13 protein-coding genes are annotated in these 19,801 nt (G+C 41.5%); 7 read left to right on the top strand and 6 right to left on the bottom strand.

Annotated elements, in window-relative coordinates:
* On the bottom strand, positions 1-4,892 hold a 4,892-nt coding region (locus NWP25_RS10770; RefSeq protein WP_280699361.1), incomplete at its 3' end, for a Calx-beta domain-containing protein.
* Positions 4,893-5,341: 449 nt separating this feature from the next.
* Between NWP25_RS10770 and NWP25_RS10765 the strand changes: the two genes are divergently transcribed.
* Positions 5,342-6,421, top strand: coding sequence for a glycosyl transferase (locus NWP25_RS10765; RefSeq protein WP_280699360.1), 1,080 nt, complete (start codon positions 5,342-5,344; stop codon positions 6,419-6,421).
* A 22-nt stretch (positions 6,422-6,443) separates the two neighbouring features.
* Here the strand turns inward: NWP25_RS10765 and hisC are convergent, their stop codons facing one another.
* Positions 6,444-7,496, bottom strand: coding sequence for a histidinol-phosphate transaminase (gene hisC / locus NWP25_RS10760; RefSeq protein ID WP_280657432.1), 1,053 nt, complete (start codon positions 7,494-7,496; stop codon positions 6,444-6,446).
* A gap of 423 nt (positions 7,497-7,919) precedes the next feature.
* Between hisC and NWP25_RS10755 the strand changes: the two genes are divergently transcribed.
* Complete coding sequence (locus tag NWP25_RS10755) at positions 7,920-8,834, top strand: hypothetical protein (protein WP_280650425.1); 915 nt, start codon at positions 7,920-7,922, stop codon at positions 8,832-8,834.
* Positions 8,835-8,894: 60 nt separating this feature from the next.
* On the top strand, positions 8,895-9,407 hold the full coding sequence (locus NWP25_RS10750; protein ID WP_280650426.1) for a GNAT family N-acetyltransferase: 513 nt from the start codon (positions 8,895-8,897) through the stop codon (positions 9,405-9,407).
* Here NWP25_RS10750 and NWP25_RS10745 read toward each other — a convergent pair.
* Positions 9,393-10,103 (bottom strand): rhomboid family intramembrane serine protease, encoded by a 711-nt coding sequence (locus NWP25_RS10745; protein ID WP_280650427.1) that lies wholly within the window; start codon positions 10,101-10,103, stop codon positions 9,393-9,395. The genes NWP25_RS10750 and NWP25_RS10745 overlap by 15 nt on opposite strands.
* A gap of 207 nt (positions 10,104-10,310) precedes the next feature.
* On the opposite strand from NWP25_RS10745, the gene NWP25_RS10740 reads away from it, so the two are divergent.
* Entirely contained in the window at positions 10,311-12,452 is a 2,142-nt protein-coding gene (locus tag NWP25_RS10740; RefSeq protein ID WP_280650428.1) for a serine/threonine-protein kinase, read from the top strand.
* 213 nt (positions 12,453-12,665) lie between these two features.
* Here NWP25_RS10740 and NWP25_RS10735 read toward each other — a convergent pair whose 3' ends face one another.
* The 3 genes from NWP25_RS10735 to NWP25_RS10725 form a co-directional block, all read right to left on the bottom strand.
* Positions 12,666-14,411, bottom strand: coding sequence for a protein kinase domain-containing protein (locus NWP25_RS10735; protein ID WP_280650429.1), 1,746 nt, complete (start codon positions 14,409-14,411; stop codon positions 12,666-12,668).
* Positions 14,412-14,547: 136 nt separating this feature from the next.
* A complete protein-coding gene (locus NWP25_RS10730; RefSeq protein WP_280650430.1) occupies positions 14,548-16,101 on the bottom strand; it encodes a YcjF family protein in 1,554 nt (517 codons plus the stop codon).
* 342 nt (positions 16,102-16,443) lie between these two features.
* Positions 16,444-17,628, bottom strand: a complete 1,185-nt coding sequence (locus tag NWP25_RS10725; protein WP_280650431.1) for an NAD(P)H-quinone oxidoreductase subunit H — start codon at positions 17,626-17,628, stop codon at positions 16,444-16,446.
* Between the two features lie 222 nt (positions 17,629-17,850).
* Here NWP25_RS10725 and rsmH point away from each other — a divergent pair, with 222 nt between their 5' ends.
* From rsmH to NWP25_RS10710, 3 genes are all read left to right on the top strand, one after another.
* On the top strand, positions 17,851-18,744 hold the full coding sequence (gene rsmH / locus NWP25_RS10720) for a 16S rRNA (cytosine(1402)-N(4))-methyltransferase RsmH (RefSeq protein WP_280650432.1): 894 nt from the start codon (positions 17,851-17,853) through the stop codon (positions 18,742-18,744).
* 178 nt (positions 18,745-18,922) lie between these two features.
* Positions 18,923-19,090 carry a high light inducible protein gene (locus tag NWP25_RS10715; protein ID WP_280650433.1) on the top strand — a complete coding sequence of 56 codons (168 nt, stop codon included), beginning with the start codon at positions 18,923-18,925 and terminating at the stop codon, positions 19,088-19,090.
* 85 nt (positions 19,091-19,175) lie between these two features.
* Entirely contained in the window at positions 19,176-19,691 is a 516-nt protein-coding gene (locus NWP25_RS10710) for an orange carotenoid protein N-terminal domain-containing protein (RefSeq protein WP_280688179.1), read from the top strand.
* Positions 19,692-19,801 lie beyond the last annotated feature (110 nt).

Genomic DNA, 19,801 nt, shown 5'->3' with positions numbered 1-19,801 from the left:
ACGGTAAAGGTTTCATCTGCCTCTACAGTAGTGTCACCAGTGACGTAAACGGTAATTAGTCGAGATGTGTCTCCTGGGTTAAAAGTGACGCTACCTGTTGGTAATGTTCCCCCAAAGTCCTCTGGGTTGGCGGGGTTAGTTCCTGTACCTGTCACAGCCCAGCTCACAGCATTTGTACTTGTGGTGTTACCAGAACGAGTGATGGTGAAGGTGAGGGCTTTGGTGTCTGTGTTCCCTTCGGCTTGGCTGGCGTTGGTTGCGGCTATGGCTAGGCTGACGTCATCATCTAAATCATTAGTAATGTCGATATTAAAGGATTTAACATGGCTCCCCCCTCGTTGATCATCAGATTTGATTTCAATGGTATAACTGGAGCCAGTTTCAAAATCAAAGCTTTGATTGGCGATTAGCTGATTGCCATTGATAGTAAATGCACTATTTGGATTCTGTAATAAAGTATAAGTATGGATATCATCAGTATCCACATCTACACTGCTGATGGTGGCGAGCGCTGTCCCTACTGGTTGATTTTCCTGTATGGAAGTGTGACTGAGCAGGATATCGGTGGGCTTTTGATTAGTGCTGGTTTGATTGAGTTGTAGGTTACGGATCTGGGTATCACCTTTGTTATTGGCATCGTCATCACCAACAAGCAGAAGATAGTTAATAATGCCACTACCGTATTCGCTGAGATTAATATTAAAAGTTTGCCAGTTGCCAGCACCCGTGTAGTCAAAATCATTAATGCCGTATTGGACGTTGAAGCCATAGACATTGATCACGTTGGCGGGGTTAATCTTGGTAGTGGGTAAGTTTTCCCTCGCCCAAGCCACGCCTTGAATTTCCCCCATAGCACTGCTCTTAAAGTCAAAACTCAGTGTGGTATCTGTACTGATGATATAACCATCTGTATAACCGTAGTCCTTCAGTGCGATGGCCTTCCAAGTGTTGCCATCCAGGTCAACAGTATTACCTTCATAAAGAGTAAAGTTACCGTTGACATCTTGGTTACCAAAAGAAGCTATTTCATTAGTTGTATAGTTGACCAAGTTACCATTGATATTGATGTTGACATTATCTGTTGGGTTGCGTGGTTCGGCAAGGATGTTAACCGTTACCGTAGCTGGTTCACTAATTAAGTCAGTAACTGAACTACCGTCTTTAATGGTGTAAGTAAAGGTATCAGTAATAGTGGCATCTGGAGCAACATAGTAGAGTTGATCATCTGTAGGCTCATTAGGTGTACCACCATTGAAAATACTGATGATTCCCCCCTTAGAAGTAGTGATGCTAGGAGTGAGGTAGGGGTCATATTCTTGACCATCCACATAGAGGCGGTGCAGCCTAATGGGTTGTGGATAATTGTCCGGGTCGGAGTCATTGCCTAAAACATCAATGGTGATGATATCCAAGGCTGTAACGGATTTTTCATCGTTTTGCGCTATTGGTTTTTGAATAGCAGGTTCATCATCTACTATATTCACCACTGCATTAACCAAGCTTCCTAACAATGCTCCCCGGATGGCATTGCTGAGAGTCAGGTTAAAAGTTTCCGGCTCTTGACTAAAACCACCTTCAGGTATGGTGTCATCATTGATGGCAATTGCAACGGTTTTACTGGTTTCACCGTTGGCAAAGTTCAAATCAAACACAGTGCTGTTGTAGTCTTCGGGAGACCTAGCCGTACCATTGCCAGTAAACAGTCGAACCCCCACATCACCGAGGGAACTACCTTGACGAACAACTGTAACACTTAAGGTTCCTGCGCCTTCATTGACAGTATATGCTGAATTGTCAAGGTTAAATATACCGTTAGGGAGATCAACCACTGTGAGGTTAAAAGAATCACTGACGGTACTATCACCATCTGTGGCGGTGATAGTGATGGCTGTTGTACCAACATGATTATTACCGGGAATGCCGCTTAAAGTTTGGGTATTGGCGTCAAAGTTCAACCAACCCGGGCGGGAAATGGCGAAGTTAAGCACATCACCATTGGGATCACTAAAGTAGTCCCCCACCTTCAGGCTAAAGGTGTCGCCTTCGTTAATGATTTGGTCGGGTATGGGAGAATCCACCACAGGGGCAGTGTTGGCTACTGTGACTCTGAAGGTATCCTGTACCATTTTTCCGTGAGAGATAGCCAGTACAGTGATATCTGCGTTGCCTAATAGGGAGTCATGGTAATCCAGGGTGAGGGTATTACCCTGAATATTGGCATTAACCAGAGTAGCATTGGTGTTACCAAGCAAAGCTTTAATGATTAAGTTGTCGTCATTATCGATATCGCTGAAGACGTTGGTTAAGTCGATGACCTGATTAGGGGCATTAACTAGCACATACACATCAGGCAGAGGATTACTGACAAAAGGTGCATCATCAATAACGTCACTGTTGGAGGATTTGACGTAAACAGCAAAAGATTCACTAACTGTTTTGCCGTTAGATTCAGCATTCAACACAATTTCTGCCGTGCCGAATTGGTCAGCAGCATAATCCAATGTTAAGGTGCGATTACTTAACTCAACGCTGTCAAACAAAACAGGATTACTATTACTCAGCACGGAGATAGTAATTAAATTATCGTCATTGTCAACATCAGTGAAGACATTGCTCAGGTCAATGACACTATTATTGGCGTTGATGTTAACAATTTCTGCCGGGATGTGGTTAGCTACAATGGGGGGCTGGTCAGTGGGGGGAACACTGACATTTATAGTTACTGTAGCTAGGTCAAAATCACCATTGCTGTCGTAGGTTTTGTAGGTAAAGCTATCTAGGCCGAAAAAGCCAGGGTTGGGAGTGTAGGTAAAGGAGCCATCTAGATTGATATTGACGTTACCGAATTGGGCGTTAGTATGCCTTTGTGCGGTCAGAATATCGTTATTGGGGTGGCTGTCGTTGGCTAATAGTCCTTGGTTAGCAGTGATAGCCAGGATTTGATTTTGATATCCGCCATAGGCATCATCCTTGGCATCAGGGAACGTGGTACTACTCACCACCAGGGTAAGGTTATTATCATTAAATACTGGATTGAATCGCAGTCCGCCAGCAATGATTAAACCGCTAAAGTCTAGTTCAGTATCGCCAGTATAATCTGCATAATTAATGATGGTGAAGCTGTCACCAAGGACGGGGATAAAATCATCAAGCAGGCTAATGTGAATCGTGCCATCAAAGTTAGCAGTGCCACTGATATCAATAGCGTCAAATTCAGTACCTCTATCTTCTCCGCCAATTTGGATATGGATTTGAGCATCATCAGTTTCAGTGTAGTTGCCGAGAATGGTGATTTTACCGTATTCAGCACCTAAATTACCACTGACGAAGGGGTTGAGTAATCCCGCACTTAATATATTGCTGTTGATGGTGCCATAACCGCCAATTTGTCCAGCTTGGATATTTATTTCTGCAGTGGAGTTGAGGCGACCATTGTGAAGAACGATTTCCCCTGCGGTTTGGTCAAAGTCACTGCTAAAGTGGGCAATACCGCCTTTAATGTTGACAGAGCCTGTATTGAGGAAGTCGTTATAAATGTAGAGGTTTCCTTCTTCAGTGTCGATGATGCCATTGTTGTAAAGGTCAACGTAAATGTTGGAATTTAATGAGCCTGTTTTTCGTAAAGTACCACGGTTGTCAAACCTGCCTTCTGTTGCACCTCCATCTGTGGAGTTTTGCCTAATATTCCCGGCTTGGAAGTTGTAGGTGGCGTCGGCTTGGTTGATGATTTGGCTATGATTATTCAGGTAGAGGTCGCCGTAGTATCTGTTGCCCCACCAGTCCACATAGGTGTCGTTGTGAGTGACTACTCCCTGATTTTGCAATGTGCCTGTGATGTATTTTGTGCCGGAGCCAATGGATAAGTTACCATCAAAGCTGGTTTTATTATCTATGAACAGGGTGCCAGTACTCCAACTACCATCACCTAAGGTCAAAGTACTATTGGCGTTGACTAAAAATTCCCCCGCGCTGGCTGCTAAGACATATTTTTCAATGGCTAAATTACCTTGGTAATTCAGTTTTCCTCCATTGAATGTAACTGTCAAGTCATCACTGATGCTGGTTTGGTTAACATCAAAGTTGAGTTGTCCTGGGTTGAGAGTTACACTGCCTCTACCAGTAATTTTACCGTCAGTGGTAAATTGAAATGTCCCCCCTAGGGTTAATGCTGCATCTATGTCTACATAAATAGTGCCTTGGTTTGTTCCTCCCCCGGTGAGGGATGCACTGCCACTTTCTATTTTTATCTGGTGAGCATTGCTGATGTTTCCTGTGACTGCTAGGCTGCCGGCATTAATTGTGACCGTGCCTGTGTTTTGGAAATCATTGGTTGAGCTGAGGGTTCCGGCTTCTAGGTTAATTGTGCCGGAGTTATCCAGTTTTACATGTATCCCTGCTTCCAGGGTGCTGGTTTTGGTTAATGTGCCTTGGTTGTCAAATTTGGCTGGGGCTCCTTGATAGTCGGCTGGGATGTTTTGCCTAATATTCCCGGCTTGGAAGTTGTAGGTGGCGTCGGCTTGGTTGATGATTTGGCTATGATTATTCAGGTACAGGTCGCCGTAGTATCTGTTGCCCCACCAGTCCACATAGGTGTCGTTGTGAGTGACTACTCCCTGATTTTGCAATGTGCCTGTGATGTATTTTGTGCCGGAGCCAATGGATAGATTGCCATTGTTGCTAAATCCATCGGTAACAGTAATTGTCCCGGAATTCCATTGGAAGTTCTCGAACTGGGATAAGGTTTTAATTGTAGTATTTGTAGTTAGAGTTACAGTTATGTCACTGTCACTTTGATCAATCACTACATCGTCCCCAGCAACGGGCAAAACATTGCCTAACCAGATACTCGCATCACTATAATTACCACTAGAAACAATTTTGCGAATAGCCATCAGTCATTCTCCCATGGTGATCATATAGTTAGTATAGTTAATAGTCAGTGGAGTACGCTGTTATCGGTAATACATTTATTAATGTATGTCAATTAGTGTATGAATTAAGTATTTTTATATATTTAGGATGGACATTTTAATGTACATCTTAGTAATGTACATCTTATAGAACATCTGTACAGTGGTGAGTAAAAGACGTGATTTATGATGCTTTGCTATCCGCGTTCAGGGCAATAACTTAATGAATATTTTGGAATGTTGCGGAAAAAGCTATTAATATCAAAATTAGCTACATCATGGTATTTAAAGTTTTAGCAATGGTCGGTTTTCACTAGTGGGTAATTCCTAATTGACAGATAAATTGAAGTAAGAAATAAATGTCTAGACTTGTCTAGCTTTTATATACCATGTTGTATTCCCAGGGTGTTATTACCAATTAAAAATGAACTATGCGTCCTATTTTATACATAGCAATCACTAATCACGGATTTGGTCATGCCACTCGTACAGCAGCAGTAGCGTCAACAATTCAAAAGTTGTGTCCAGAAGTATTGCTAATTATGGTGACAACCGCTCCCCGGTGGTTGCTGGAGTGCTATATAGAAGGTGACTTTATCCATCGTCCCCGCGCTTTTGATTTAGGTGTGGTTCAGTCAGATAGCTTAACAATGGATAAAGAAGCTACCTTAGCAAAGTTGCTTGACATTCAAAAACATCAAAATTCCTTCATTGCCTCAGAAGTCAATTTTATCCGCCAAAATCGTGTGAATTTAATATTGGCAGATATTCCATTTTTAGCTCCTTTGTTTGCTCAAGCAGTAAATATTCCTTGTTGGATGATGAGTAATTTTGGTTGGGATTTAATCTACCGAGATTGGGGGGGTGAATTTATTACCATTGCTGATTGGATTAGTGAATGTTATTCCCAAAGCGAAAAATTGTTTCGTTTACCTTTTCATGAACCTATGTCAGCATTCAATAATATTACAGATACGGGTTTAACTGGTGGTTATCCCCGTTACTCTGCTGATGAATTACGGAGTACTTGGGGAATCACTGCACCCAAAGAAAAAACGATTTTGCTCACCTTTGGGGGTTTAGGTTTACAACAAATTCCCTACAAAAATTTACACTACTTTCCCCATTGGCAATTTATTATCTTTGATAAATCTGCCCCTGATTTACCTAATGTCTGCAAAATCAGTAACAGCAAATACCGTCCTGTAGATTTTATGCCTATTTGTGGACGTGTTATTTCTAAACCTGGTTATGGAACTTTTGCGGAAGCAACAAAACTTGATATACCCATGGTTACCATTCCACGAAATGACTTTGCTGAAGCTAGCTTTTTGTTGGAAGGTATTGTTAATTACAATGAACATCAAATTCTCACCCCAACAGAATTTTTTCACGGTAATTGGGATTTTATCCATCAACCACCGCAACAGCGAAAGCAACCCCAACTTCTAGCCAAGAATGGGAATGAAGCCATTGCTCATGCTGTAATCCACTATTTTAAGAGTTTGTGATCCGGGATTCATCAGATCCTAACTAAAAACAAATTTCCTTCAGTCTCTCCACCAACACTTGATTTTGTGCATCCGTACCCACAGTAATGCGTAATTTATTATCCAGTCCTGGATGAGGGAAATACCGCACTAAAATTTGTCGTTCTTTCAGCTGTTGATACAGATATTGGGCATTTTCTTGGGGAGGCTGTACCAACAAAAAGTTAGTATTAGAATCCCAAACATGAAAACCTAATTGTTTTAAGTCCGTGGCTAGTTGAGTGCGTGATGCTTTAATTTTTGCCACACAAGCATTTTTATAAACTTGATCGGTAATAGCAGCCGTTCCTAATGCACAAGCGATGGCATCAATGTTATAACTATCCTTGACCTTAAACAATCCATCCAGGAGTTGAGGATTTGCCACACCAAAACCCAGGCGTAACCCTGCCAAAGAGTAACCTTTAGAAAGTGTCCTAATCACAATTACATTGTCATATTCCTTGACCAAAGCGAGTGCATTGTCTTCTGCAAAATCCACATATGCTTCATCAATTACTAAAACCCCAGATAAACAGCTGGCTAATGTTCGTAAATCGCTGATTGGTACTATGTGTCCCGAAGGGCTATTGGGTGATGCAATGAATGTTACAGCTCCGTTAGCAGCAATTAACTCTGACAAAGGTAATTTGTAATCTACACCATAGGGAATCTCCACTAATTCCGCCGCCTGCATTTGAGTTAAAGTCATATACAATACGTAAGTCGGTATGGGGTAAACTACCTTTTTCCCCGGTTCAGTACAGGCTCTCATCACTAAGTTCAAAATTTCATCGCTGCCATTACCAACAATAATCCAATCAGTAGGAACCCCCAAAACTTCCCTTACCCCTCGCCGAAATTCTCCTCCTAAAGGTTCTGGGTATCGTCGTAACCACTCCCCTTCAATATTCCTTAACACAGCTAGCACCCCAGGGGAGGGAGGATAGGGATTTTCATTACTGTTGAGTTTAATCATCTCAACGCCAGGTTGAGGCTGTTCACCAGGGATATAGCTAGCCATTGCATGGATATTGGAGCGAAAGTATTTATTCATGGCAGATACTAATTCGTAATTCGTAAAAAGAAGCTGTAAACCACTCTAAATTTATCCCACTCACCAACCAAAGAGCGGTTGATATTTTTGGGAGATAGAAGGGTCATTACCCGGCTGATATGCCCACCTAACATTCCCATAGATGGGGACTTACGCCGATATTGTTAAAATGATTTACTGAGTAAGTTACCTGGCTATACCCCTGACAGAAACAGAGCGTTAACTTAAAGGTAGTTTGTTGGTGTTAGCATAAGCTAGCTTTTGTTTAGGTAGAATAGCTCCCATCGGTCACTACTTTACCACCAAGGTTAGTCTAGCAACTTGTGTATCACATGGTTTGGTGTATACTTATGGGATTTTTCAGCCTGTCAAATGCCGCTTGTATCTCAAAAAATTATTGCTCGAACAAAAAAACTAACAATTATGTCATCTACTGAACCTATCCCCAATGATCCAAATGAGGCTGAAACTCAACTTCAAACCCCACCTGAACCTGAAGAAGTAAATATTGATGTTGAACCGCAGGAAGAGATTGAAGAGCCAGGAGCAATATTTCAAGCTATTGGGGTAATTGTTGGGGATGTTAACTTAAATTCTGATGGTAAAAATACAGTTACCATTGGTAACTTTGAGTACCCTCTTTTCTATATTCCCCAAAAACGCAAAGTATTTGACGCTCTTACTAAAGAAATAGAAACCACTGGCAACCATACTTTTAGGTTAGTTGTTTATCCTAAAGCAATTCATTTTCCCCGGAAGGATCAACCCCATAGTATGACTTTTCAGCTAGTTGGTTTCGACAGAGGTCGAGAACAACAGACAGTTTCAGGAGAGTTAGAAGACAACGAGTTTAAATTCTCAGGACTATGGCAATTTATTCCCGTCTGTCAAACTCCTTGCATTTCTGTTTTCCGTAACTTTACTCGTGAAAGACTTGAATATATCAAGCAGGCAGAGCCAACTAGAAAGGTGAAATTTATGAAGGCTAGTCATTTGCCTTTGTTCTGGAAGGACGCCCCGGTAAAACCCTTCAGATTTAACCCCAAAGCGGAAAAAGAAGAACAAGGACATCCAGTATTTGTTTCCCTGAAGGCAAAATTTTTGCCTGGGCGTAATGTCTTTGGTTTTGTTGCACTATTAGCTCCACCCCAAGAAACTGCACCCAGATTTCTTAAAGCATCCAAAAAGGATAAAGCTACAGCGCTGCAAGAGTCTAAAAAAAATAAAGCTGCTGTGCCGCCACCATCCCAAAAGGATTATAAAAAGCCTGCCAACAATACCCAAAAACCCATTCTGAAAAAGAATTCCCCCAAACCTGGGAAAGAGACAGAAAAATAAGACCAGCCCACAGGCTTAAGCCTGGGGCTGGGAATTACCTCTTTTCTTGCTGATACTATTATGATGGATAATGTCTATCTTAGACTGGCAGAAAAAACAGACGCATGGGTGATGAGTGCAATTCATATTGCTGCCATCAAAGCTCTTCCCACAACTTTCTACACCAGAAAGCAGCTGTTGGCTTGGCGTAATTATCGGCATCAGCCTAATGCTAAAGATATTTTACATGACATGCAAGCCCAAATTTTTTGGGTTGCTGTTGGGAATAGTCAAGTCAGAGCTTTTGCTAGTTTCATTGTTGATGAACTGATCACACTGTACGTGCATCCCTATTATCAAGGTCAAGGCATAGGGCGAGCATTGGTGGCACATTTTTGCCAGGAAGCGGCAAAGCAAGGTATAGATAAAGTCGTCACCACTGCTAGTCTTTATGCTGAAGGATTTTATGTTCGACAGGGATTTACCCCCATCAAAAGAGCGCCCCATCAATTCATGTCTGGCATAGTTGTTCCGGTGACAAAAATGAGTAAAAATTTAACTACCGATGGAAAAATCAGATCACATCCGAGATGATTGATGAAATGCCATAATACCCCCACCAATCAATAATCCTAACAATTGTGCCCAATGGCCTAAGCTAAGTGGATTTACACCAGAGGGAGGTATGTGTAAGCTGCCAATTCCGTAGAAAAACTGTTGTATAAACCACCACATAAGATAAAAGTACGCTGGCATCTCTACGGGAATATACAGAATTAGGAGAGGAAAAATGGTATATATTTTCTTTCTAGGGAACTTAAATACATAAGCTCCTAAAATAGCAGCGATCGCACCATTTGCTCCAATTAATGGTATTGTCAAGCTCGGTGCTAAGATAATTTGTGTTATTGCTGTAATTATCCCCCCACTCAGATATAGTCCCAGAAAAAGTCTGTGTCCAATCAAGTTTTCCACAGTTTTACCAAAAACCCATAAAAATAGTAGATTGCCTAAAATTTGACTAAAACTACCGTGGAGAAACATCGCCAAAAAACAGGAAGCTGAACGCCAAAAAACTACTACCCAAGCGGCTGGATTAAAGTAGATAGCATTAGTAATTGCAGTGGTAATTTGGTCAGGAACCAAACCCCAAGTGTTGATGAAATATCCTAATTCTCCACTAAACTCTAGTTGAAGTTGCCATAGGAATATAGCAATGTTAATGCCGATGAGCCAATAGATAATAATTGGTTTATTGCGAATGGGAATAGTATCACTAATAGGAATCATATACAGCAATCCTTAATATCATAAATTTCGTGGGGTGGGCATGGTGGTTGCCCTTGTACCTACTGGGATAAAATGCGCTGTAAATTTGGAATTTGCCATTGTAAATTGTCAGTAAACTTTTTCCCTGGTTCCACCTTATCTCCCGGTTTCAATTAATTTGTGGCAAGATTGGAATCAGGTAACAATGCACTCAACTAGGTAAAGGAGATGCTGGGAAACACACTTGTTGGAAGATACCAAATTATTAGCCACTTAGGAGATGGGGGATTTGGTAAAACTTTTGTGGCTTGTGATACTCACTTACCTGGATTACCTCAGTGTGTTGTCAAAAAACTCAAACCCCTAGCCAATGACCCAGTAAACTTGGAAACAGCTAGGCGTTTGTTTCAAACAGAAGCACAAGTTTTGTATAAATTAGGAATTCATGACCGCATTCCCCAACTTTTGGCGTACTTTGAAGAAAATGCGGAGTTTTATTTAGTACAAGAATTTATCCCCGGTCATAACCTGAGTCAAGAGTTAACACCAGGAAAAATCCTCAGTCAACAACAGGTTGTTTCTCTGGTGCAAGAAATTTTGTCAATCTTAGAATTTGTTCACCAACACAAAGTCATTCACCGAGATATTAATCCGCAAAATTTACTCAGACGTGAACAAGATGGCAAGTTAGTTTTAATCGACTTTGGCGCGGTTAAGCAAATTGCTACCCAGGTGATTAACTCTCAAGGTCAAACTAAATCCACTGTTGCTATCGGTACTCCCGGATATTTACCCGGAGAACAAGCCCAGGGTACACCAAAGTTTAGCAGTGATATCTATGCGGTGGGCATAATTGCCATTCAAGCCCTGACAGGATTATTACCAGACCAATTAGAAATTGACATTGATACCAATGAAATTATCTGGCAAAATCACGCTACTGTTTCGCCAGAGTTTGCCCAATTTATCGATGAAATGGTATGTTATGATTTCCGTCAACGTTATGCTAACGCCACTGTGGCATTGCAAGCACTGCAAGAATTAATGCAACCATCATCTGGGACTGTGATCTTGAGTCCGCCATTACCAGTAAATACTGGTTTATCACTCCAATGGCGCCCGCTATTTCAGAATTTTGAATTTAATCGCTACAAAAAAGGTATATTACTGAAACTATTATTGGCAATATTTTTATTGGGAATCAGTGCTATAGCTTCGCTATTTATTGTTAAAACGATTAATGCTAATAAGGCCGTGGCCTTATCTCAACAAGGAAGTACACTGTTTGAATTACAACGCTATGAAGATGCACTAGCAGCTTTTCGAGAAGCAGTGAGTATTAGAGCGGATTATGTTCCCGGATGGAATGGTCAAGGTAAAACACTGTCTGAGTTAAAAAAGTATGAAGATGCGCTAGCAGCATACGACCAAGCAATTCAAATTCAGCCAGATGATGTAGAAGCATGGAGTGGTCGCGGCTTTGTATTGGGAAATTTACATCGCTATCCCGAAGCTATCGCTTCTTTTGACAAAGCATTACAATTGAATGATACTTCCCCAGAAATATGGAATGCGAAAGGAAAAATTTTTAGTAATTTAAAGCAATATAATAATGCGATTCAATCTTATGAAAAAGCGATAGAACTAGAACCTAAGTATTATGAACCTTGGTATAGTATGGGGTTAGCATTTCATAAATTAAACCAATACGATGATGCAATTAACGCCTACGAAACAGCTATTGAGTTGAAGCCAGATTATGGGCTAGCTTGGTATAGTATGGGGAATTCTTTATTTAGTTTAAATCGCTATGAATATGCCTTAAAAGCTTATGAGAAAGCAATACAACACATACCAAATTTTTACCCTGCTTTGTCTTCTAGAAGTAATGTCTTAATGATTTTACGTCGCTATCCACAAGCAATTGAATCATTTAATCAAGGGATAAAAAAGAACCCCAAGGACTATCAAGCGTGGTATGGTCGGGGTTGGGCATTGCATAAAAGCCAACGCTATGAAGAAGCAATAGAATCTTATCAGCAAGCCGCAACCATTAAAAGCAATGATTATCAACTTTGGTATAATTTGGGAAACTCTCAATATGTTTTACAGAAATATCAAGAAGCGATGGCATCATACGATAAAGCAGTTCGTCATCGAAACAATCATGCTCAAAGTTGGTATAGCAGAGGTAATGCTTTATTTAATTTACAACGATATCAAGATGCCATTGCATCTTATGACCAAGCTCTAAAATACCAGCCTGATTATCGAGAAGCAATTGAGGCTCGTAAAGAAGCTCAAAAGAAATTGTCAGTTGAAAAATTACAGTCCATCATTTTACCTACCATTCTCAATTTTAAGATGTAAAAGATACAGCAAATTAACTGCGGCATAGAATGTGAACAAGTTGCTCACCGTAAATCTTTACATGGCACATTGGCTAACCAAACATTAAAACTTGGTAAAAGTCCATGGGGGTTAAGTCGCCATCAAGTTTTCAATGTGAACTAATGGAACCACGGAATTCATGGGTGGGGTAGTTAAGAGAAACTAAATAAAAAAGTTCGGTATGCAATTTAACTAAGGAATATTCACCTCTTGTAGATGATTTTCTGGTTGAAATTTGTCATTTTTAGTAGTTGAGAAATGGAAAACCACATTTTTACTTTGAATTTGTAATTGCTGTTTTTGAGTGTATTCATGGAGTTTAATCTGAGCTTGAGGGTAAACTGAAGTATTTTTAGGAATTTTGCGGAGAAAATCTACAGCTGCATTAAAGTCACCTTGATGTGCTTTGACATTAGCACTATGCAAAAAATAAGCTGCTCTAATCTGGCGCTTTTGATTGTACTCCACCAATTTTTCTTGAACTAAACCAGCAGAAGAACTTTCTTGAGGAATTTGACCCAGGTATTCTATAGCGGTGGAAAAATCTTTAGCTGTGGCCTTCCCGTAGGCTTGTGATAACAAAATGTATGTTTGTCTTTCGATAGCAAATTTTGCTTGCTGCACCAGTTTATCTACTTTAGATTGCCAATATAAAATATTTGGTACTTGGGGAGCAACAGCCAAGACATCTGACCATTTACCCTGTTTTAAAGCTTGTTCAGCTATTTCGTATTTTTTGGTAGCAAATTGCCATTGCTGTTCCCATTCCTCCATGGTGGCTTGAGCCTCTGGATAGACATTGCTGTAAGGGGGAATTGATTGAGCTAAAGCGAGTGCTTTTTGTAAATCTCCCGTTTGATATTCTTCTCTTGCTTTATGTAAAGTTTCTGTTTCTGAATATGTTGGAGAGTTACGGATGACAGAGTATATTCCAAATCCCATCAATAAAGAATTAGCCGCCAAACCTACTTTGATTCTTGTGAGCAGTGGGGATAATTGCCTTAAGTGAGATTGTTGCTGTGTGTTATCAGCTTCAATAGTTGTTTTTTCATAGAGCTGATGGATTTTTTCAGGAGAGGGCTTTATTTTAGTTTCCCCAAACAGTTGTTTGAGTATATGTAGTATTTCACCGGCGGAATGAAAGCGATATTGGTAGTCATAGCGAATCATGTGACTGAGAACAACGGCTAGATCCTCATTAACTGATATATCTGGAGTATGCCAAAGAATTTCTCTCGTTTTAGGGTCTACTTTTAGTTGGAGTGGTTCTAGGCCTGTTAAAGCTTGAATGGCAATCATTCCTAGAGCATAAATATCACTGTTGGGCTGGGTTTGACCAATAAATTGCTCTGGGGGTATGTACCCCAGTGAGGTGAGAGGAATTTCATAAATAGGTAATTCCCCATCTAATCCCAAATTAACAGATTGGATAGAACTGAAGTCAATTAAAACTAACTTGTCATCAATGGTACGCCTGATTAAGTTTTCTGGTTTAATGCCACAATGGATGATGCCTTGAGCGTGAATAAATTCTAAAATTCCCAATATCTCTGCCAAAAATTCTACAACTTCTTTTTCAGTCCAATTACATCTGCAATCTTGGTTAATGGGTAATTCTGCACTTAATGAGTGCCCTTCTACAAATTCTTGTACCAGATAAAATTGCTCATTTTCTTCAAAGCAGCTGATTAATTTGGGAATTTGGGAATGGCTTCCCAGAAGTTGGAGTACGTAGGGTGTTGTTTCCTTAGCAAAGCATAATCTTAAAGTGTCTAAGTAGCTGGGTGGAAAACTCTTGCCTTTTAAGTTTTTAATTACACACTTGGCATTTTCTGGGTCTAGGGCATAGTTATCTACGGCCATGTATGTCTGTCCAAATACCTCTTTACCTAGGCTGTGGAGGATTTGGTAACGTGCTTGTAGTAATTGACCGGTCATGTGATGCTTCATAAGCTGGTTACTTAATAAGTGCTTTTAATAGGTTTGCTAACATCACTAGTTTTTGCAGATGTCTTGAAAATTAACCATTTTAGCTTTAGTTCCTCAAAGAAGTTAGTTGTTGGTATTGGCCATCCTAACTTTTGGCTTCTTGATCATGTTCTATAACTTCCGAGTTCTTGGTCAAAGGTTGTACCACACGGGCGATGGCTTCTTGAATAAAAGCCTTAATGAATTCATCTCGGCCATTGAGCTTAAATTGTTCTTTTACTACCTCAGTCATACCGCCATCACCCCAATCTTGGTCATGGCGAAAATATTCGATAAAACTCTTACCAGCAATTCGTGTTAAGTAAGCTACTGTCACACCTTGAATTGCTCTACCAATGACAAAGGTGGCAAGATGAAATTGCAAAGCAGTAGATAGCAATTGAATTGCTCCCTTGACTATACCTAAACTAGCAATGGTTTTGGCCAAGGAAAGAGCTAACTCTTTGCCCCGTTCCATGTTCAATTCACAACCGTAAACTCTGGCAATTTCTACCACCATTTGAGCGTTCACAGCTGCTGTTGCCAGTAAATCTACAACTGGTAGAGGGGTAACTGATACCACACCTGCACCAATCCACTGAAACCGTTCCACTATCTTGTCAGCTTGACGGCGACGCTGGATGTCAATTAGATTTCGGGCTTCTTCTCCCAGGCGTAGGGATTGCAAGAGAATATTATCAGCTACCAAATCTTCCCCCTCAGCCCGTAAAATCGCCGCCATACGCCGCAGCAAAGGTACAATATCCGGTTCTGGCTGGAAAATTTCGCCATTTTCTAGTTGTGCTGTTTGGGGATTAGCGGCCATGGCTACTATATCATTTGGAGCAATGAATCCCCGCACTCGTTGACGTAACTGGGCGAGAATAGATTCTTTATCTTCCTCTGTATATAAGTCAGTTTTGTTAAGAACCAAAAGCGATCGCTTGCCAATTTCTGCCAAACTGCGTAGAGGTTCATATTCAGAGCGGCGCAAGTCATTATCTACCACAAACAACAGTAAATCTGCCGAAGTTGCTAGTTCTCGGGCTAGTTGTTCCCTTTCCGTTCCTTCCACCCCGGCTTCTAAAATCCCTGGGGTATCGGTAATTAAAATTTTGCGTTGTAATCCTTTTAAGCGTAAACAATAAGTTTCCCCCACCTGAGTAGTTCCCATGGGGGCATTTACCTGACCTACTATCCGCCCCATAATAGCATTGACTAAAGAAGTTTTGCCGGCACTTCCTGTACCAAATACAACTACTTGAATTTCTCCCCGTGCCAGGTTGACTTCAATTTCCCGTGATTTACTTAATAAAGCTTGTCGTGCAACTTCATCTTGAATTTGAGCCACTTGTTGCTTGACAGCTTGTAAAGTTGTGGAAGCTGCATCGGATTTACCAGCGGGAATTTTGGCAGATGTAACTGAAAGGCGTTGGCGGCGCCATCGCTGTTCCCCAGTTTGAAGTATCAACACATAATAAACGAAGGCGGCGACCAAGCCTCCTATTAACAAAACCAGCAATAACAGCAGCAAATTGCCCAGCAGTGGAGAATAAGACAACTGCCAGTAAAGCCGAGAGAGGGAATCAATCAGCCAGAGGCTTAATCCCAAAATGAGGATTAAACCAACAATCAGCGTGACTATGCGCGACAGAGGCATGGATGGCAAGGTTAGTTAGTGAGTTTCAGAGGTTGTTTTATAACTTTATCAATGGGTAATTTTCGTCTTAGGGAACGGGGAAGGCGGTTAAAACAATGTTTGACACATTAATCATAACTTTTAAAATATCTTCTCCATAGGCTAATGTTTCTCATATTAATGGTTTCGGTGATGTTTACTGATGTACGAGGAATTTCTCAGAAAAAAGAGGTTTATTTTGTTAGGTTATTGGATGTTTTTTTAATTTGGAAGTTTCTTCAGAGAGAGATTAGGGACTGGGGGAGGGATGGATTGTAATTTTCTCTTCACCAATGACTCATTCCCAGTCCCTATTCCCTGGTGCTATCTATCTACAGATCCCATGATCACGTCAACACTGCCGAGAATGACGACAATATCTGCAACCTTCATCCCTCGTAGTAATTCCGGGACAATTTGCAGGTTGTTAAAATCAGCCGGGCGAATTTTCCAGCGCCAAGGAAAGCCGTTATCATCGCCAACTAGATAAATTCCCAGTTCACCTTTACCGCTTTCCACACGGGCATAAATTTCACCTTTAGGGATTTTAAAGCTAGGTGAAACTTTTTTGCCGATGTATTGGTAATCAAAGGCATCCCACTCTGATTTTTTGCCTGCGGCCATGCGCTTGGCTTCTAGGTTTTCGTAGGGGCCTCCTGGTAGTCCTTTAATTGCTTGGCGAATAATCTTGACAGATTCACGCATTTCCCGCATCCGCACAACGTAACGGGCAAAGCAATCCCCGGCTGTTTCCCACTGTATGTCCCAGTCAAAATCGTCGTAACATTCGTAATGGTCAACCTTGCGTAAATCCCATTTCACCCCAGATGCGCGTAACATAGGGCCAGATAGTCCCCAGTTAATTGCTTGTTCGCGAGTAATAGTACCAATACCTTCAACGCGACGGCGGAAGATGGGGTTGTCAGTGACAAGGCGTTCGTATTCGTCTACTTTGGGGAGGAAGTAGTGGCAGAAATCTAAACATTTATCTACCCAACCATAGGGTAAGTCAACTGCTACACCACCAACACGGAAGTAGTTGTGGTTTACCATCCGGTATCCTGTGGCTGCTTCCCACAAATCATAAATCATTTCCCGTTCTCGGAACTGGTAAAAGAACGGAGTTTGAGCGCCTACATCGGCGAGAAAGGGGCCAAACCACAGCAAATGGTTGGCAATTCGATTCAGTTCCAGCATAATTACCCGGATGTAGCTGGCGCGTTTGGGGACGGCTACACCGGCGAGTTGCTCTGGGGCGTTGACGGTGACTGCTTCGTTAAACATACCTGCGGCGTAATCCCAACGACTAACGTAAGGGACGTACATGACAGTAGTACGGTTCTCAGCAATTTTTTCCATTCCCCGGTGCAGATAGCCGATGACAGGTTCACAATCAACCACATCCTCCCCATCCAGTGTGACAATTAACCGCAAAACCCCGTGCATAGAGGGGTGATGTGGCCCCATATTCAGCACCATAGGTTCGGTGCGGGTTTCTAGTCTTGCCATAAATTCCTTGTTCTCCCGTTATAAAAATTTCAACTTGAACCGCATAAAGCCCACCAGACTCGATTGTTCGTGTCTGCCAAAATTTGTAGGGGAAATATTATTGAGAAGTCGCTCTAGGAGCGTCTACATCTATCACCCATACAGAGTATGTTGGAGAGGGGGTGGCAGCGAGGGGATTGTACTTGATGTTTCAATTTGTTTCACTTCTTCAACTATTATTATATGGAGCTTGAGATTCAGGGAATTGAGGCGCAGGAATTTCTTCATGTGCCAGTTTTAAGCCGAGAGGTCATTGAGGGCTTGGCCGTAAGTCCCGGCGGTCATTATTTGGATGCAACAGTGGGGGGTGGTGGTCACAGTGGCTTGATTTTAGACGCTGCACCTGATGTGCGGCTGACGGCCATTGACCAAGATCAGGATGCTTTGCTAGCGGCGCAAAAACACTTGGCTGAGTTTGGTGACAGGGTGGAGTTGATTCTCAGCAATTTTTCGACTTATAAATATACCCCTCACAGTTTTGATGGTATTTTGGCTGATTTGGGTGTGAGTTCTTACCATTTAGACCAACCATCCCGAGGTTTTAGCTTTCGCCACACCGCAAATCTAGATATGCGAATGGATCAGCGACAATCTTTAACGGCTGCTGATGTGATTAATGAGTGGGATGAGGCAGAATTGGCAGATATTTTCTTTAAATACGGTGAAGAACGACTATCCCGCCGCATTGCCAAACGCATCGTTGAAAGACGACCATTTCAAACTACTACAGAATTAGCTGAGGCCATCGCCTATGGTGTTCCCCGTCAATATCGCTATGGTCGGATTCACCCCGCTACACGGGTTTTTCAAGCGTTGCGAATTGTGGTCAATGATGAGTTAAAGTCTTTAGAAACTTTTTTGGCCCAAGCACCTGATGCTTTGGTTCCTGGGGGTAGAATTGCCATCATCAGTTTTCACAGTTTGGAAGATCGTCTGGTGAAGCATGGTTTACGCAATTCTTCTTTGTTACAGGTCTTGACTAAAAAACCAATCACTGCTGGCGAGGAAGAATTGGCTCAGAATCCGCGATCGCGTTCCGCCAAGTTGAGGATAGCTCGGAGGGTAGCAACAGAGTAGTAACCTAGGGAACCCAATGAACAATCCGAGGATCTTGGTATTTACCAATTATATTGCATTGTTATGGATAGTATTAGAAACTCTTTTGCAAGGTTTTGTTACATTTTTTAAAATATCTGTTATATTACTTAACAGGGGAAAGAAAAACCTGCACCAACTCCCAGCGAAAAAGTTAACCATGAAAACAACAACACAAGCTACAGAAAACCGCAACGGTTGGAATTGGGGATTTACTCCTCAAACCGAAAATTGGAACGGTCGTCTAGCAATGATCGGTTTTTTAGCAGCAGCTCTAATCGAATTATTCTCTGGTAAAGGTTTCCTTCACTTCTGGGGTATCCTCTAAAGCTCAACTTTTGTCTACATAAGGACATGGGTCTCAATTCGACAAATAGTTGAGTGGACACTTACCAAAAATTTTGGGTAAAAATATGAACGTTACAACAGAATCAAATCGATTTACTAACATTTTTGATTCCAGCACCAATTGGGAAAACGGTGTTACCGCCACCACCACGTCATTTAAGTCTCTTAGTGTTGACGACCAGCTAGCGCTACTATGGTGTGTGTACACTGAAATGGGTCGTTCTATTACCCCTGCTGCCCCAGGGGCTGCACGTATGCAGTTTGCTGAGGGTGTACTCAATCAAATCAAGCAAATGTCTCATACTCAACAGTTAGAGGTGATGCGAGACATAGCTGCTAAAAGAAATACACAAATTAGCCGTTCCTATGGAATTTGGAGCGTTAATACAAAATTGGCTTTTTGGTTTGAATTGTCAGAATTGATGGCCCAAGGCTTAGTTGCGCCAATTCCTTCCAGCTACAAGCCATGTGCGGAGGTCATACAATTACTAGAAGCTATTAAGGAACTTGATTTTGGTCAACAAATTACAGTTTTGCGAAATGCTGTTGTAAACATGGGAGTTGACCCCTTCGCTGATTAGAGAAAAAATATATCAGCTTTGATAACAAAATCTCAATGTGTCCCTGTTGATTTTCAGTGGAAACTTTGACATAGCTCAAAACAACGTGGACACATCCTGAAAAATTTGAG

It is taken from the genome of Umezakia ovalisporum Ak1311 (assembly GCF_029891685.1).
GTDB lineage: Bacteria > Cyanobacteriota > Cyanobacteriia > Cyanobacteriales > Nostocaceae > Umezakia > Umezakia ovalisporum.
The sequence above is the reverse complement of the archived record's forward strand: the minus strand, read 5'-3'. Positions and strand labels throughout refer to the sequence as shown.